Annotated in this window: 15 protein-coding genes; 9 read left to right on the top strand and 6 right to left on the bottom strand. The window is 57.1% G+C overall.

Annotated elements, in window-relative coordinates; all coding sequences use genetic code 11:
• Positions 1-29 precede the first annotated feature (29 nt).
• Both ACS1BR_RS07915 and ACS1BR_RS07910 read left to right on the top strand, forming a co-directional pair.
• On the top strand, positions 30-998 hold the full coding sequence (locus ACS1BR_RS07915; RefSeq protein WP_463561417.1) for an SURF1 family cytochrome oxidase biogenesis protein: 969 nt from the start codon (positions 30-32) through the stop codon (positions 996-998).
• A 93-nt stretch (positions 999-1,091) separates the two neighbouring features.
• On the top strand, positions 1,092-1,796 hold the full coding sequence (locus ACS1BR_RS07910) for a metal-dependent hydrolase (RefSeq protein ID WP_463561416.1): 705 nt from the start codon (positions 1,092-1,094) through the stop codon (positions 1,794-1,796).
• Positions 1,797-2,369: 573 nt separating this feature from the next.
• Here the strand turns inward: ACS1BR_RS07910 and ACS1BR_RS07905 are convergent.
• Entirely contained in the window at positions 2,370-3,968 is a 1,599-nt protein-coding gene (locus ACS1BR_RS07905; protein WP_463561415.1) for an ABC-F family ATP-binding cassette domain-containing protein, read from the bottom strand.
• 174 nt (positions 3,969-4,142) lie between these two features.
• Between ACS1BR_RS07905 and ACS1BR_RS07900 the strand changes: the two genes are divergently transcribed.
• The 5 genes from ACS1BR_RS07900 to ACS1BR_RS07880 all read left to right on the top strand — a co-directional run bounded on the left by ACS1BR_RS07900 (position 4,143) and on the right by ACS1BR_RS07880 (position 9,956).
• On the top strand, positions 4,143-4,727 hold the full coding sequence (locus ACS1BR_RS07900; RefSeq protein WP_463561414.1) for a biotin transporter BioY: 585 nt from the start codon (positions 4,143-4,145) through the stop codon (positions 4,725-4,727).
• 3 nt (positions 4,728-4,730) lie between these two features.
• On the top strand, positions 4,731-5,528 hold the full coding sequence (locus ACS1BR_RS07895) for an energy-coupling factor ABC transporter ATP-binding protein (RefSeq protein ID WP_463561413.1): 798 nt from the start codon (positions 4,731-4,733) through the stop codon (positions 5,526-5,528).
• Positions 5,529-5,530: 2 nt separating this feature from the next.
• A complete protein-coding gene (locus tag ACS1BR_RS07890; RefSeq protein WP_463561412.1) occupies positions 5,531-6,151 on the top strand; it encodes a CbiQ family ECF transporter T component in 621 nt (206 codons plus the stop codon).
• Positions 6,152-6,297: 146 nt separating this feature from the next.
• Positions 6,298-8,058: an ABC transporter ATP-binding protein gene (locus tag ACS1BR_RS07885; RefSeq protein ID WP_463561411.1), complete on the top strand. Its 1,761-nt coding sequence runs from the start codon at positions 6,298-6,300 to the stop codon at positions 8,056-8,058.
• Entirely contained in the window at positions 8,055-9,956 is a 1,902-nt protein-coding gene (locus ACS1BR_RS07880) for an ABC transporter ATP-binding protein (RefSeq protein WP_463561410.1), read from the top strand. The genes ACS1BR_RS07885 and ACS1BR_RS07880 overlap by 4 nt, the downstream gene beginning before the upstream one ends.
• A 118-nt stretch (positions 9,957-10,074) precedes the next feature.
• Here ACS1BR_RS07880 and ACS1BR_RS07875 read toward each other — a convergent pair whose 3' ends face one another.
• The 5 genes from ACS1BR_RS07875 to ACS1BR_RS07855 are packed head-to-tail and all read right to left on the bottom strand — an operon-like array spanning position 10,075 to position 14,695.
• Positions 10,075-10,407, bottom strand: coding sequence for a metal-sulfur cluster assembly factor (locus ACS1BR_RS07875; protein WP_463561409.1), 333 nt, complete (start codon positions 10,405-10,407; stop codon positions 10,075-10,077).
• Positions 10,408-10,436: 29 nt separating this feature from the next.
• Positions 10,437-11,192, bottom strand: a complete 756-nt coding sequence (gene sufC / locus ACS1BR_RS07870; RefSeq protein ID WP_463561408.1) for a Fe-S cluster assembly ATPase SufC — start codon at positions 11,190-11,192, stop codon at positions 10,437-10,439.
• 30 nt (positions 11,193-11,222) lie between these two features.
• A complete protein-coding gene (sufD, locus tag ACS1BR_RS07865) occupies positions 11,223-12,467 on the bottom strand; it encodes a Fe-S cluster assembly protein SufD (RefSeq protein WP_463561407.1) in 1,245 nt (414 codons plus the stop codon).
• 2 nt (positions 12,468-12,469) lie between these two features.
• The gene (sufB, locus tag ACS1BR_RS07860; RefSeq protein ID WP_463561406.1) at positions 12,470-13,927 is read right to left on the bottom strand and encodes a Fe-S cluster assembly protein SufB; all 1,458 of its coding nucleotides are present in this window, start codon (positions 13,925-13,927) and stop codon (positions 12,470-12,472) included.
• Positions 13,928-13,978: 51 nt separating this feature from the next.
• A complete protein-coding gene (locus ACS1BR_RS07855) occupies positions 13,979-14,695 on the bottom strand; it encodes a helix-turn-helix transcriptional regulator (RefSeq protein ID WP_463561405.1) in 717 nt (238 codons plus the stop codon).
• Positions 14,696-15,021: 326 nt separating this feature from the next.
• Here ACS1BR_RS07855 and ACS1BR_RS07850 point away from each other — a divergent pair, with 326 nt between their 5' ends.
• Complete coding sequence (locus tag ACS1BR_RS07850; RefSeq protein ID WP_463561404.1) at positions 15,022-15,900, top strand: ABC transporter ATP-binding protein; 879 nt, start codon at positions 15,022-15,024, stop codon at positions 15,898-15,900.
• Positions 15,897-16,715 carry an ABC transporter permease gene (locus tag ACS1BR_RS07845; RefSeq protein WP_463561403.1) on the top strand — a complete coding sequence of 273 codons (819 nt, stop codon included), beginning with the start codon at positions 15,897-15,899 and terminating at the stop codon, positions 16,713-16,715. The genes ACS1BR_RS07850 and ACS1BR_RS07845 overlap by 4 nt, the downstream gene beginning before the upstream one ends.
• Positions 16,716-16,733: the final 18 nt, after the last annotated feature.

Below are 16,733 nucleotides of genomic sequence, written 5' to 3'. Positions count from 1 at the left end.
TTAATCGATGAGTAAGAGAGATCTATCCCGTGAAACGCTACCGTTTTCTTCTCAGCGGCCAGTGGGTCGCCGGTTTCGTTCTCGCCGTAATTTTTTCTCTCCTCTGCCTCTACCTCGGAAACTGGCAGATGGGGCGTAAAGAAGACCTTGACTACCGTAACTCTCTCATTACCGAGAACTATCATGCGGCACCTCTGAGCTTTGCCGAGCACACCTCCATATTCTCGGATTTTCAGATGGACAATCAGTGGAAACCCGTATCCCTCACGGGTCACTACCTCCCCGACCACCAGCTGCTGGTGCGCAACCGCCCCTACGAGGGCCTCAACGGTTTTGAGATACTTGTGCCTTTTCTCACCGACCAGGGGGAGACGGTTGTGATTAACCGGGGGTGGGTCGCCGCCGAATCTCTGGATGCGTCACAGCCGGCGCACGACGTGCCCTCTCCCCCGTCAGGGAGGGTTGACCTGGTTGCTCGGGTTCATAGCGGTGAGGCAGACACCGGCAAATCCGCACCCACCGGGCAGATTTCCTCTATCGACCTTGCGGGGGTGGCTCAGCTGACGGGTCTTGATACCGCTGAAGGGGCGTACGGCCGGTTAGCCAGCGAAATTCCCGCTGCCGCCAACACACCCCAGTTAGCCCAGGAGCCGGAGCTTGATACCGGACCCAATCTCTCCTACTCGGTTCAATGGTATGTCTTTGCCCTGATGTGCTACGTGGCCTACATCTGGCTTGCCCGGCAAAAAGTACGCAACGACGAGCTTGACTCGCAGGTCGCCGCCGCGCTCGAAGAATATTACGGTCAGTTCTATGACGAGTCCGGCAACTACCGCGGTACCGGCGACGAAAGTGTGCTCCTTCGCAGGATGGAGATGATCGATGACATGCCCGCCCATATGAAAGCTATCGTGCGACCCAAGATTACAAAAAAACGCGCGTTTGCCTCCGATGAGGAGATTGAAGACGCGATACTTGATGCCCGCGACGGCCGGTGAGGGTTTGGCTGTCTACCGCAGAGCAGAGAGGAACACGTGTTCGAATCGTGGTAGTTTAGAAGACGTTTTACCGTGAAAGGATAGGCTTCTACCATGATGGGTTACTCTCACTCTGTCAGTGCCGCCGCCACCTGGCTGGTGCTTCAACAGCTGGGGGTTACCCGAGAGCTTGCCCCGCTCCCACTGGCCGTGACAACTTTAGCCTGCGCCGGTGCCGGTATGCTACCGGATATTGACCATCGCAGCGGTACTGTGGCTCGCTCGCTACCGCCGGTATCCGGCTGGGTGTCAACGGCGGTGGCTAAGCTCAGCGGCGGACACCGCAGAGGAACCCATTCGCTGGTGGGGATCTTGACTTTCTGGGCTGTAGCGGCCGGTGCCGCCAAGCTCAACTACGGGGGCATCCCCTGGGCTTCTGTTGTTCTTGCCGCCTACGCTGGAGGCTTAGCACTGCGGGTATGTGGCGCCCCGGGCGGCTGGATCGGAGCGGTAGCTCTGGGTTACCTGTCCTGGGCAACCGGCTCTCTCGATGTTCTCCCCTGGGCCATCGGCGTTGGTGCCACCGTCCATATCATGGGTGACCTTCTCACCACCCGGGGGATAAACCTTCTCTGGCCTTTTCGGCTCAAACCCGCATTCGCTAGCCGACTGTGGCGGACATCCGGTTATATGGCGCTGCCCGTGCTCGGTGATGCCGGTTCACGCCGGGAACACGTCCTGAGCAGCCTGTTCACCGTCTATATCATCTGGTACTCGCTTGCCCTGTTTACTCGAATATCCTACCCCCTGGATTTTTGACGGCCTACCGTATAAAAATAACCGCCGCAGCGGGTACACCAACGGGTTCTTCCTGCTGCGGCGGCTGGCGCAAGAGCTGTCCTCTAGGGTTTAGGATTCGCTGTCCTCGACCCAGAAAACGTCAACCTCTGCGTCGCCTTCAACCGAGTCGGGGTACATTGCAAAAGGTGAATCAACCATTTCACCTGCTCCTTTTCTCTCATGAATTTTTCCGCAAGTAGACTTCTTTGTTCACTGCGGGTGGCTTGATGCGCCAGCGTTTTACCGATCGACGAGCCTGCCACCGGCGGGTCTCTTCGTCGCGTGAGCGACTACCGGCACGTGCACCAGTCTAGGCAGACATGCGGTGAACCTTCAATACCCGCCCCCAAAGTTATCAAATCGTGACTTTTGGTGATCCCCACTATTTCAGTCTCGACCACTTCCAAAAATTATGTAGATCACATGGTAAGTGCGTCATTTTTCGGACTCTGGGGACTTTGGTTCGTATCTATCTTGGGGGCAACGGGACAGGCACCTGACTCATCATGTGCTACCGCTTCACATACCGGTGATCGCACCCGTGCGATAGCGCTAAGCCAGGGTAATAAGGTCCCGGTAATCCTTGCTCCACAAGTCTTCGACGGCATCCGGCAAAAGCAGAACCCTCTCGGGGTTCAGAGCCTCCACCGCGCCCTCATCATGAGAAACCATCACGATAGCGCCCTCATAGCGGGCGAGGGCACTCAAAATCTCACCGCGCGATGCCGGGTCAAGATTGTTGGTTGGCTCATCAAGCAGCAAAACATTGGCCCCGGAAGCCACCAGTGTTGCCAGCGAGAGACGGGTCTTCTCGCCACCGGAGAGTACGGAGGCAGGTTTCTCCACATCGTCACCGGTAAACAGGAAAGACCCCAGGATAGTGCGGCATCGGGTGGCGCCCAGGTCGGGGGCCGCCGACTGCATATTCTCTAAAACTGTGCGCTGCCCGTCCAGGATCTCGTGTTCCTGGGCGAAATAACCGATTCTGGCACCGTGCCCATATACAACCTCACCGGTGTCGGGCGAGGTGGCATCGGCAAGTATCCGCAGAAGGGTGGTTTTCCCGGCACCGTTGAGTCCGAGCACCACCACGCGGGAGCCCCGGTCAATAGCCAGATCAACATCGGTAAAAATTTCAAGAGAGCCATACGACTTTGACAGCCCCCGAGCGGTTAGGGGAGTTTTACCGCAGGGGGCGGGTTCGGGAAAGCGAATGCGGGCCACCCTATCCTGTACCCTTTCCTCCTCCAGCCCGCGCATCAGCCTCTCAGCGCGCTTAATCATCTGCTGGGCGGCAACAGCCTTAGTCGCCTTGGCCCGCATTTTTTCGGCCTGCTGCATAAGCGCCGACGCTTTCTTTTCAGCATTCGCGCGCTCACGTTTACGCCGCGCCTCATCCTGCTCCCGCTGTGCAAGATAGTTCTTCCAGCTCATGTTGTACACATCGATCAGGCAGCGGTTAGCGTCCAGGTAGAGCACCCGGTTCACCACCAGCTCCATCAGCTCAACATCGTGGCTAATCACCAAGAGCCCGCCCGAAAAGTTTTTGAGAAAATCACGAAGCCAGGAGACCGAGTCGGCATCGAGGTGGTTGGTGGGTTCGTCCAGCAGCAGAGTATCGGCATCCGAAAAGAGAATTCTCGCCAGCTCAACACGGCGACGTTGCCCTCCCGAAAGCGTGGACAGGGGCTGGTCGAGTACCCGATCGGGAAGGTCCAGGTTGTGGGTGATGGTTGCCGCCTCCGACTCCGCAGCATACCCACCGCCGGCAATAAATTCCGCCTCCAACCGATCGTAGCGGCGCATACCTTTGGCCCGTGTCGCGTCGTGGTCACTGGCCATCTGCTCCTGAGCCTGGCGCATTTTACGGGCAATACCGTCGAGGTTGCGGGCAGAAAGGATACGGTCTCTGGCAATCAGAGACATGTCATCGACGGCGGGGTCTTGGGGTAGATAGCCAATTTTTCCACCGCGGTGCACGGTTCCACCGGCGGGAAGGGCACTGCCAGCTAACACCTTGGTCATGGTGGTTTTTCCCGCACCGTTTCTGCCCACCAGGCCAATCTTGTCTCCCCGGTCGACCCGAAAGCTAACATCTTCCATGAGCAGGCGGGCACCGGCACGTAGTTCAAGGTTTTCTACTGTAATCACGGTGTGCCTTTCATTGAGGTATACATAACGCAGTGTTTTATTCTAGTGCCCCGCCTGCGTGACACCGCGATACGGGTGGGGAGCATGGTAAAGCTCATAGCCAGAAAGCTGTTTTGGCCGGGTCTCACCCACCCACTTTTGAACACTGTTCAAAAGTGGTTTATATTTGTGCCCATGACTACCTCTGCTACCGCACAGACCTTCCGGGGGCGCGATACCGCCCTCATTGCCGTCTTTGCCGCCTTTATCGCTGTCTGCGCCTTACTTCCGGCTTTCCCCGTGGGTCCCGCGGGTGTACCCATCACCTTTCAAACTCTGGGGGTCTACCTCACCGCCCTGGTGCTGGGGGGTCGACGGGGTAGCCTGGCTACCCTGCTCTATCTGGTGGTTGGCCTCATCGGCCTGCCCGTCTTTGCCGGCGGCAGTGGCGGACCCGCCGCCCTGGCGTCCCCCTCAGCCGGCTACCTGATCGGCTTCCCCCTCGGTGCCTGGGTTGCGGGCGCTCTAGGCTACCTGTTGCTCGCAAAATCAACCGAGCCGGCGGCACAAATCTTTCTCCAAGCCCTGGCCGTGATGGCCGGGTCATCGGTAATCACCGCAGCCGGTATCGTGGGGATGATCGTCAATGCCCAGCTCAGTTTTACCGCCGCCCTGGCCGCCTCGGCTATATATCTACCCGGAGACCTCATCAAATGCGCTATCGCTGTTTTTGTGTCTCTGGCAGTGCACCGCGCCTTCCCCTCCCTAGCGCGGGGCTAACAGGTGTTCTTCAAAAAAAGGTCTGATCCCGCTCAACCAGAAGCGATGTTTGACCCCACCGCAGGATTTACTCTTGACGCTGTCAAGGTCACAGGTTTAGCTGGATCGCAGAAGATCACCATCCTCCACCGGGTGTCGGTGCAGATGAGATCCCCCAGAATAGCGGTGCTGGGCCTCAACGGCAGCGGCAAATCAACCTTTCTCAAACTCTTCAACGGCCTGGTAAAACCGGCTTCCGGACGGGTAGAGGTGGGGGGTATCGAGGTACAAAACCACCTCGAGACGGTGCGGCAACTGGTGGGTTTCCTTTTTGCCGATCCACAGACCCAGCTGATCATGCCCACCCCGGTCGAAGACGTAGAGCTTTCCCTTCAACGCACCCTAGCGCACCCGGCAGAACGCCGGAAACAAGCTATAGAACTACTCACCCGGCAAGGTCTTGCAGACCGGGCAGAAAGCAGTGTCTACGATCTTTCCGGCGGTGAGAGACAGCTGACAGCGCTCACCTCCCTACTCGCCGTCAAACCGCAGATCCTCCTTCTCGACGAACCGACAACCCTGCTTGACCTGCGCAATAAGCTACGGCTCATGAATCTGCTTGATAGCCTGCCCCAGCAACTGGTCATCAGTACCCACGACCTCGAACTAGCGGCTACCTGCAGCGAAGCGGTGGTAATTCACCGGGGTCGGATATTTGCCCACGGTCCGGCACCCGCGGTGATCGAGCGCTACCGGCACTGGTGTGCCACCCGGTTCCCCCCGTCACCTCAGCTCTCAGGCGGAGACGGGGGCGAGATATAACCGTGCTCAACCATCTTTTTAGCGCCTACCGCAGCGCCGACACCCCCGCGCACAGGGCACCCCTGTGGGTAAAATGGCTGACTCTTCTCGTTATCGCAGCGCTGTCGGCTACCACCCAAACCTGGCTGGTACCGGCAGCACTATTAATACTCGTACTGTCGCTGGGACTGCTCACCGGCATTACCGTCCGCGAATGGCTCGCAACCCTCGCCTCCCTCAAATGGCTACTGTGCGCCATGGGTCTTTACTACATTGCGTCGCACAAAATCGACCGCGGCGCAGACATTCTACTCGCCCTCATCGCGCTTCTCTGTGCCTCAAAAATCCTACTCCGCTCCACCCCCATGACCGTAATCATTGACGGCTTTGTGCGCTTCTGTTCACCGCTTTCAGCACTGGGTCTCTCCCCCTACCTGCTGGGGCTTGCCATTGCACTGATGATCCGCTCTATTCCCGTTATCATGGACCGCTGGCTGCTCATACAAACCGCCGTAGCAGCTCGCGGACTCAGAGTGAGCCCGGCGAGGCTGTTCACCCCCCTGGTGATCACCAGCGTAGCCTACGCACAAGAGACCGGCGATGCCCTGATAGCCCGCGGCCTTGATACCGCACCGGCACCGTAACCGGGCAGGACACACCCGCTCCGGATAACACACCTTCACGTTCCCGAGCAACAAACAACCACCGCATCCGGTGGTCTCAGGCACATTTAGATAAAAAATTTTGGCCTCAGCCCCACAAGCACCCAAAAAAGCGTCAAGATAGTCCTATGTCTTCGTCTTCTACCAAGCTTCTGAGCCCGCGCGAGTGGACTCTTATGGCCCTGGCCCTGGTCACGATTGTGGGGCAGGTCTACCTAGACCTTAAAGTGCCCGACTTCATGCAGACCATTTCAACAGAAATCGCCTCCCCCGACAGCGACATCGCCGAAGTCCTAGAGCAGGGAGCCTGGATGCTGGCCTGCGCACTCGGCTCGATGGCCTGCGCAGTGGTCACCGGCTACTGTACCGCGGTCATCGGCACCACATTTGCCCGCAACCTACGCTCCACAATCTTTCAGAAAACCCTGGTACTGTCAACGGCCGAAGTCAACAGCATCGGAACAAATTCCCTCATCACCCGCTCCACCAACGACGTCGTCCAGGTACAGACCTTCCTGGTCATCGGTATGCAGATGCTCGTCAAGTCCCCCATCATGGCTATCTGGGCCAGCTCAAAGATCGCCAGCCAGTCGTGGGAATGGACGGTCCCCACCGCACTCGCTGTGGTAGCGGTGCTGACGATTCTGGGGGCCACCGTAGCTATTATGTTCCCCCGTATGATGCGCATGCAGAAGATTACCGACAGTCTCAACCGGGTTACCCGCGAACACCTCACCGGTCTCAGGGTCATACGCGCCTATCGGTCACAGAAATTCCACGCCGACCGTTTTGAAAAAGTCAACGCCGACCTGCGCAATAACACTCTCTTTGTCGACACCGGTTTTTCCCTCATGATGCCCATGCTCACCGCGGTCATGAGCGGTCTTTCCCTGTCAATCTATGTGATCGGCGCCTACCTTATTAACGAAGCCGCCAACGGGCAAGAGCGTATCGTGCTCTTCGGGCAGATGATCGCTTTCAGCACCTACGCTCTGCAGGTGGTGAGCGCCTTCATGATGCTTGCCGCTGTCTTTATTTTTGATGCCAGGGCTCTGGTATCTTGGCGTCGTATCCGCGAAGTGCTCCGGACTCAACCGAGGGTGAGAGACGGCGCGCAGCGGGAGGGGGTTGCCGGTAGCACAGGCACGGTAGAGTTCCGCAACGTCAGTTTCCGCTACCCCGATGCAGACGGGGACGCCCTGCACCAGATCTCGTTTTCGGTTGACCCCGGTGAGACACTTGCCATTATTGGTTCCACGGGTTCGGGCAAGTCTTCGCTGGTTAACCTTATCCCCCGTTTCACCGACGTGCGCGAGGGGTCCGTGCTGGTAAACGGTCTCGATGTTCGAGACTGGGTGCAGTCTGACCTGCATAACCAGATTTCCTTTGTGCCGCAAAAGGCGACCCTGTTTTCGGGTACTATCGCCTCCAATATTGCTTTGGGTGAGGCGGCGCAGCCTCTCACCGCCGAAGACATCGTGTCTGCGGCACATATTGCCCAGGCATCGGAGTTTATTGCTGCCAAAGAAGACGGTTATGCCTCCGCCGTCGCCCAGGGCGGTACCAATTTTTCGGGGGGACAAAAACAGCGGCTGGCTATCGCTCGTGCTCTTGCCCGGCGGGGAAACATTATGATTTTTGACGATTCTTTTTCCGCCCTTGACTACAGGACCGACCATGCTATCCGCCAGGCTCTGCGCACCTACGCCGAGCAGAGCACCCTTATTATTGTTGCTCAGCGTATTGGAACTGTTCGGCAGGCGGATAAAATTTTGGTGCTTGAACAGGGAAGAATCGTGGGAATGGGGAAGCATGATGAGCTCATGGCCCACAATTCCGTCTACCAAGAGATAGCGCTTTCACAGCTGAGCGAGGAGGAACTTGCATGAGCAGGTTGCATTATTCGGCCGGGGAGATCGAGTCGGTCCAGCGCGGTCTGGAGCGTGCAGACGATGCCCGCGATAGAGAACTATCTTCTGTTGACCGGGGCGAAAGCGACCCCGGAGGAATGCCGGCCGCCCTCTTTACCTCGGAGGGTGCATCGGTGTCCGCAGTTTTTCGTAAACTCCTATCCTATTCGAGACCCGTCATACCGCTGATGGTTATAGCCCTGATCTTTGCTGTTCTCTCCGTGGTGACGACCGTGGTTTTCCCCGAATTCCTGTCCCGGATTACCAATGAAATCGAACGGGGGCTGAGCGGGCCCCTGAATACGGACGAGGTGCAGCGGCTGACTATGATCTCCGCGACCCTCATTGCTGTAGCCTTCGTGTGCAACGCTATCGAGGGTGTTCTCATGACACGGGCGATCGTATGGATGTCCCGCAGTATGCGAACCGACCTTGACCGCAAGATCGATAGGCTACCGCTGTCCTATTTCGATAAAACCAGCACCGGCGATAACCTATCGCGGGTCACCAACGATGTCGATACCCTACAGCAGACGCTGAGCAACTCCATTGCCACCATGATTACGGGCATTATCACCCTGGTGGGAGCTACTTTCATGATGTTTGCCACCAGCTGGCAGCTGGCGTGTGCCGCCATCCTCTCTTCCCTCCTGGGCATTGCCGGGTCAGCCCTGATCGTGGGAAGAAGCCAGAAATTTTTTATCGCCCAGCAGCAACAGCTGGGCAGGCTGAACGGACATATCGAGGAGTCTTTTTCGGGGCACCCCATCATCCGTACTTTTAATGCTGAAAACAGCACTCTAGAAGAGTTCGACAGTCGCAACCATTCACTTTTTACCAGCGCCTGGAAAGCCCAGTTTCTCTCGGGTCTCATGATGCCGCTGATGACTTTTATCAGCAATCTGGGCTATGTGGTGGTGTGTATTGTGGGTGCGGTACTGGTACTCAATAACACGATTAGTATCGGTGTGATTGTTGCCTTCATCGTTTATATTCGTATTTTTACTAATCCTCTGAGCCATATCGCCGAATCCGCCACCAGTTTTCAAAGTGCCGCTGCCGCCGGCCAACGGGTCTTTGAGCTGCTAGACGCCGAGGAGATGGAAGAAGAACCCGCAGCCCAGACGCCTCTGGACCGTCCCCGAGGTAGGGTAGAGTTCTCGCACGTCAAATTTGGCTATCTACCGGAGCTGGAGGTTATCCATGATTTCTCAGCGACGGTGCAGCCCGGACAGAAGGTTGCTATTGTGGGCCCCACCGGTGCCGGCAAAACAACCCTGGTGAACCTTCTCATGCGTTTCTATGAGCTGTGGTCGGGCAAGATCTTGATCGACCACCGGGATATTGCCGGTATGACGCGTGAAGATGTTGACTCACTTTTTGCCATGGTGCTGCAAGAAACCTGGCTTTTTGAGGGGAGCCTCAGGGAGAACCTGATCTACCGCGCCGAGGGCGTCAGTGAAGAACGTTTGCGCACAACCGTGGAGCAAGTAGGCCTAAGCGAGCTGGTGAACCAACTACCGCAGGGGCTTGACACCGTGCTCTCAGACGACAGTGCTCTCTCAGCCGGGCAGAAACAGCTGGTTACTATTGCCCGGGCCATGCTGGCTGACCGTCCCCTGCTCATTTTGGATGAGGCGACCAGCTCGGTTGATACCCGCACAGAGCTGCTGATACAGCGGGCACTGGATTCTCTGGCAGCCGGCCGCACCTCTTTTGTGATCGCTCACCGGCTGTCGACCATTCGCAATGCGGACGTCATTTTTGTGATGAAAGACGGCGATGTCATTGAGACCGGAACCCACGAACAGCTCCTCCAGCAGGGTGGATTCTACGCCGAGCTCTACAATAGCCAGTTTGCCGACTCCACCAGCTAAAAAATCTGAGTACATCGGAACCCGTATCCAAAAACAATGATGCCGTTTCCTTGCTCACTGGCAAGGAAACGGCATCATGGGTGAGAGGACACGAATACACGATGTCTCGGTCGGCTACCTAAATATTGAAGCCAAGGGCTCTCATCATGTCGCGGCCATCATCGGTAATCCGCTCGGGGCCCCAGGGCGGCATCCACACCCAATTTACCTGCCAGTCATCAATGATAATTTCCAGGTTCTGCTTCACCTGCTCCTCAATGACCTCCTGCAGAGGGCAGGCGGCCGTGGTGAGAGTCATATCAAGGATAAGGGTCCCCTCGTCGCTCCACCGCATTCCGTAGAGCAGACCCAGGTCAACAATATTGACGCCCAGCTCGGGGTCAATCACGTTCTTGAGGGCATCCTCAATCTCTTCCTGCGGAGGGCGCACTGCCTCACCTATCCCGGTCATCTTTACTCCTTAGAACTTGCCCGTAAAAACTATTTACCCTCGTAGGAGATATAGCCTTCTTCTTCAAGACGATCGGCAAGCTCGGGACCGCCCTGGTCAACCATACGTCCGTCAACAAACACATGCACAAACTGAGGCTTGATATAGCGCAAAATACGCGTGTAATGGGTAATGAGCATTACACCCATCTCGTTGGTCTGGTGGGCGCGGTTAACACCCTCAGAAACAATCTTCAGGGCATCAACGTCAAGACCCGAGTCGGTCTCGTCCAGCACAGCAAATTTGGGTTTGAGCAGCTCCAGCTGCAAAATCTCGTGACGCTTCTTCTCGCCGCCCGAGAACCCCTCATTCACGTTACGGGCCACAAAGTCGGGGTCAATTTTGAGCTTCTCCATAGCGGTTTTCACGTCTTTGGTCCAGGTGCGCAGCGCCGGGGCCTGCCCATCGACGGCGGTTTTAGCCGACCGCAGGAAGTTGGACATGGTGACACCGGGAATCTCCACCGGGTACTGCATGGCAAGAAAAAGGCCCGCCCGAGCACGCTCATCCACCGACATCTCGGTGACATCCTCACCGTCGAGCAGAATCTCGCCGGAGTCCACGCGATACTTGGGATGGCCCGCGACAGTGGCGGCCAGGGTCGACTTACCCGAACCGTTGGGGCCCATGATGGCGTGGATTTCTCCGGATTTAATCGTGATATTTACGCCCTTGAGAATGGGCTTAGAGTTCTCGTCATCCAAAATCACGGAGACGTGAAGATCTTTAATTTCAAGAGTTGACATTGTTCTCCTTCTAGTGTGCTGGGTGTTTAGCTAGTTGTTGCTCAGTGCCAGTTCGGCTTCAAGAGCTGCGGTCAGCTCTTCTTCCAGCTCGGGGATTCGCACCTGCTGAATAATTTCGTTGAGGAAGCCGCGCACCACCAGCCGGCGGGCTTCAGGCTCGGGGATCCCGCGCGCCTGCAAATACCACAGGTGCTGCTCATCAAGCTGGCCGGTGGTTGAGGCGTGGCCGGCGCCCGCGATGAGCCCGGTTTCGATCTCCAGGTTGGGTACCGAGTCGGCCCGGGGACCGTCTTCAAGAATAAGGTTACGGTTGAGCTCGTAGGTGTCCGTCCCCTCGGCTTCTTTTCCAATCAGCACGTCGCCAACCCACACCGAGTGGGCGCCCCGGCCTTGGAGGGCACCCTTATAGGTCACCCGCGAACGGCAGTGAGGTACCGAGTGGTCGACAAAGAGACGTGACTCCAGGTGCTGGCCCGCATCGACAAAATAAAGTCCGTACATTTCGGTATTGGCACCGGGAGCGGTGAACTTGGTGGTGGGAGTAACCCTTACTGTTTCGCCACCCAGCGAGATATTGACATGTTTGAAGAAAGAGTCTCTTCCCAGCTTGGCGTAGTGGGCTGAAGCATGAGTGGAATCATCGTTCCACTGCTGCACGGTAATAACGCTGAGATCAGCAGAGTCTCCCACAATAAATTCAACATTTTGACCGAGTACAGCTGAACCGGTGTGGCGCAGTACCACCACGGCCTTCGAGAAAGGCTTGGCCTCGACCACGATGTGCTGGGCAGCGGGGTCAAGAGACACACCGTTAATATCTATTTCCACGCGCTGCTCCAGCTCGGCATCCTGTGGAATAGTAACCACGGTCGCCTGACTAAAACTACTCCAGGCATTTGCCGCCACCCGATCTTCGGGTATGCCCGCCCGCCCGATCCTGGGGTCATCTCTATCCGCGGTTTCAATCAGAACCTGATCGGGCGCATTCAGCCCCACTTCGGGGGGAACACCGTTGAGGACCTCGGTGTGCAGTCCCCGTAAACGTTTGAGCGGGGTAAACCGCCAGTCTTCTTCGCGACCGGTCAGCGGCGCAAAATCCTCCACCCTGTAGGAGGTGGGGCGGCCCGCACGGGAAGAGTCAAAGCTCTCCTGCCGGTGCACATTTTTTACCCGCAGAGTATCATCGCCAGAATGCTCAGAACCCAGCTTCTCCCCCTCCTCGGTCATACCGGGAATAGCCGGGGCAGCGTGATCCAGTTTTTCAGTGTTAGACATATTTAGCCCACAGATCCTTCCATCTGGAGTTCAATCAGGCGGTTGAGTTCGAGAGCGTACTCCATGGGTAGCTCGCGTGCGATGGGCTCGACAAAGCCGCGCACGATCATTGCCATCGCTTCTTCTTCGGTGAGACCTCGCTGCATCAGGTAGAAAAGCTGCTCTTCTGACACCCGGGAAACGGTGGCCTCGTGCCCCATCGTCACGTCGTCTTCACGCACGTCAACATAGGGATAGGTATCCGATCGCGAGATGGTATCAACCAGCAGAGCATCACAGACCACATTAGATTTTGCGTGTGAAGCACCCTCCCTCACCTGCACCAACCCCCGGTAGGCTGAGCGCCCACCGTTGCGGGCAATCGACTTGGAAACAATCGACGACGAGGTGTTGGGGGCAATATGGACCATCTTTGAGCCCGTATCCTGGTGCTGGCCCTCCCCGGCAAAAGCGATGGAGAGGGTCTCTCCCTTGGCGTGCTCACCCACCATGTACACCGCCGGGTATTTTTGGGTGACCTTGGAACCGATATTGCCATCGACCCACTCCATGGTCGCGCCTTCTTCACAGATGGTTCGCTTGGTGACCAGGTTGTAGACGTTATTAGACCAGTTCTGGATAGTGGTGTATCGGACACGTGCGTTCTTTTTAACCACGATTTCAACCACAGCCGAGTGCAGCGAATCCGATTTGTAAATGGGCGCGGTGCAGCCCTCAATATAGTGCACGTAGGAGCCCTCATCGGCAATAATGAGGGTACGCTCAAACTGGCCCATATTTTCGGTATTAATACGGAAGTAGGCCTGTAGCGGGATCTCCACATGCACCCCCGGAGGCACGTAGACAAACGAGCCACCCGACCACACGGCGGTGTTGAGCGCGGCAAACTTATTGTCACCGGCGGGAATAACGGTGCCAAAATATTCGCGGAAAATATCCTCATACTCGCGCAGGGCGGTATCGGTGTCGACAAAGATGACCCCCTGCTTTTCGAGGTCTTCGCGAATCTGGTGGTAGACCACCTCGGATTCATACTGGGCCGCAACACCCGCTACCAGGCGCTCACGCTCGGCCTCCGGGATACCCAGTTTCTCGTAGGTATTACGGATATCCTCGGGGAGGTCCTCCCAGGTTTTAGCCTGCCCCTCGGTGGAGCGAACAAAATATTTGATGTTGTCGAAATCAATCTCGGATAGATCTGCACCCCAGGTGGGCATGGGTTTGCGGTCAAAAAATTTAAGGGCCTTCAGACGCATATTCAGCATCCATTCGGGCTCGTCCTTTTTGGCCGAAATATCACGCACGACGTCTTCGCTCAGACCTCGGCGCGCAGCTTTACCCGCTTCGTCGGAGTCGTACCAGCCGTACTCGTAGGTACCGATACCTTCGAGTTCGGGGTTTGCCTCCAGAATTTCTGAAATGACGGTGTCGTTGGCCTGACGCTCAACCTGTTCAGTCATTTTAACCTTTCTTCTGTGGGGATCTTTTAGCCATCGGGCCAAAAGAAGTATTTATTCCTGTGTTTCTGCCACCGGCGCATCGGTGGGGCGTTCCAGCGGAACATGGGTGGTACATACGTGCGCGCCGTCAGCCATAGTTGACAATCTACGAACATCCACACCGAGAAGGTCGGCGATCACCCTGGTTTCCTGGTCACAGAAAATGTGGAAATCCTCGGCAAGGTCGCGTACCGGACAGTGTCCCTGACACAGCTGAATACTTGCAAGAATGTGGCGGGCCACTGCGGTATCTGCCTGCGGCTCCATAACGTTTGCCGATGCCACAAAGCCATCCTTGGTCATGGCAGCCGCCAGTGCCGCCGCCCTCTCCGCGATATTTTCTCCCGCCGCATCGACGACGGGCCGATATTTCTTTTCCATCTCCGCCGCTCGCGCTGAGGCGAAAGCTCTCAGGGCATCATCGCCAACGGTCTGCTGCAGCATGATGAGTGCATCGCGGGCTATATCCAGATAGTCATTACCGATCTGCGAGTGCCCCTGCGGAGCAATCACGTAGCGACGCGCGGGCCTGCCCGCGCCCGCCCCGTACTGCTTCAGGGGGGCGACAATAATAAGATTATCCGCCTCAAGAGCGTCAAGATGCCGTCGCACCGCTGCGGGAGTGAGGTTGAGCTCCTCGCCGAGACTGGCCGCAGAAACGGGGCCGTGGTTGAGAACTCCGCGAAGAACCCGATCTCGGGTTCGCTCCTCTGTTTCCGCGTTGCGCACACCGGGACCGGGATGGTTTTGAGCTTGTCTTACGGAATACACAACTAAAGTATGTCCTAATTATTGTGCACTGGCTAGTAAGGCTCCCCTTTCTTCACTATCGGCGCAGAAAGACTGGAAGCGGTCGAACCGCAGTTCCCCGCCACGCGAAAAGTGTACGGGGCAGAAGAACAACGTAGAATGAAACAGTGCCGCACACAGAAGATTCCAGATCCACGGAGAGAACCAGTGCCCCCGCGCTGGAGATACAGTCTCTCGTTAAAGAGTTTCGGCCCTCCAAAAATTTTAGAAACAGGCATCCCGAAGCCCTGACAGACCGAGGCACCGTGCGAGCCGTCAACAATATTTCCCTGCGCGCCTATCCCGGCCAGGTCACCGTACTGCTGGGGGCCAACGGTGCCGGCAAGAGCACAGCTTTAGCCTGTGCCCAGGGGCTGATCAACTGCGACGGCGGCAGCATTTCCCTGCTGGGCCAAGATCCTTGGGGCGCCGGCCCAGATCTGCGCGCCAGGGTGGGTGTCATGCTCCAGGACGGCGGACTCCCCCAGTCTGTACGACCAATAGCCCTTCTTGAACACGTGGCAAAAATGTATTCTGCACCGCTCAGTGTTACCGACCTCGCCCGGCGTCTGGGTATCGATTCGTTCAACGGAACCTCCATACGCCACCTGTCGGGCGGGCAAAAACAGCGGGTTGCACTAGCCGCCGCGCTGGTGGGCCAACCGGATCTTCTCTTTCTCGATGAGCCCTCCGCCGGTCTTGACCCGCAGTCGCGGCAGGTGGTGTTCACCATCATTGAAGAACAAAAAGAACGGGGAACCGCCATTATTCTCACCACCCACCTTCTTGATGATGCCCAGCGGCTAGCCGACCACGTGTACATTATTGAGCGCGGGGAAAACCTGGTTGACGGCACGGTGGCCGACCTTCTTGAAAAATCCGCGGGTGACACCAAAACCGTTAGTATCACGCTCCCGCAAGAAAACCTTGTGACAGCGGACCTGCTGCCCCGCAGCCACCGGAGTTTCTCGCTGACTCACCGGGGCCACGGTCGCTACCTGCTCACCGGCCCGCTCACCAATGAGGTTCTCATTGAGTTCACTACAGCACTGGGGCATCACCGGCTGATGCCCACCGCCATAGAGCTTGCTCCCCGAACCCTTGAAGACGTATTTTTAGACCTCGCAGGGCGTGATATTCGATGACTTCCCCCCGAATTTCACGCACAGAGCGCAGCATAAAACTATCTTCCGTAGCGGCCCAGCGTCGCGCAGGCACGGTCCCCCATAGGCTCTTAGCCCAGGGGAAATACGAGCTGCTAGCCATGCTCAAAAACGGTGAACAGCTCATGCTCAACATCGCCTTCCCCCTGATGGCTCTTTGCGCCATGAGCTGGACAAGCTTTCTCGATCCTTTCGCCCGGGAGTTTGGTACCAGCAGAATCGATGTCGCCGTTCCCGGTGTGCTCGCACTCTGCGTTATTTCCACCTCCCTCTCTGGGCAGGGTATCGCAACCGGGTTTGATCGGCGCTACGGTGTGCTTCGCTTTCTCTCCACCACTCCGCTGGGCAGAAACGGATTGATTGCGGGAAAAATCCTAGCTGTACTCGGTGTGCTGACGGTACAGTTTTTTCTGGTGGCCGCTGTATCGCTGACCATGGGGTGGAAACCCAGTTTTACCGCTGTCCTCATGTCACTTCCCACCCTGTTTCTGGGGGCGGCTGCCTTTACTTCGCTAGGTTTACTCATTGCCGGCACCGTTCGGGCAGAGGCTACCCTGGCCATCGTCAACATGGCATGGGTAATCCTTGCCGCCGCCGGCGGAACCCTTATTCCCGCTAGCACCCTACCGGGTCCCCTGAGTTTCCTCGTGAACCTTCTACCGTCGGGCGCACTGGGCGAGGCGCTGCGCGGAGAATACCTCAGCCACCAGGTCCTGCTGGCCCCGCACCTCTTACTCATTGTATGGACGGGGATATGCGGGGGCCTCGCCACCAAATTTTTTAAATGGTCTGCTTAGTCCGCCTCCAAGAGAAAT

The sequence above is a fragment of the Rothia sp. 18CD1-1 genome (assembly GCF_055285355.1).
This window is presented reverse-complemented; position numbering and strand designations above follow the sequence as displayed.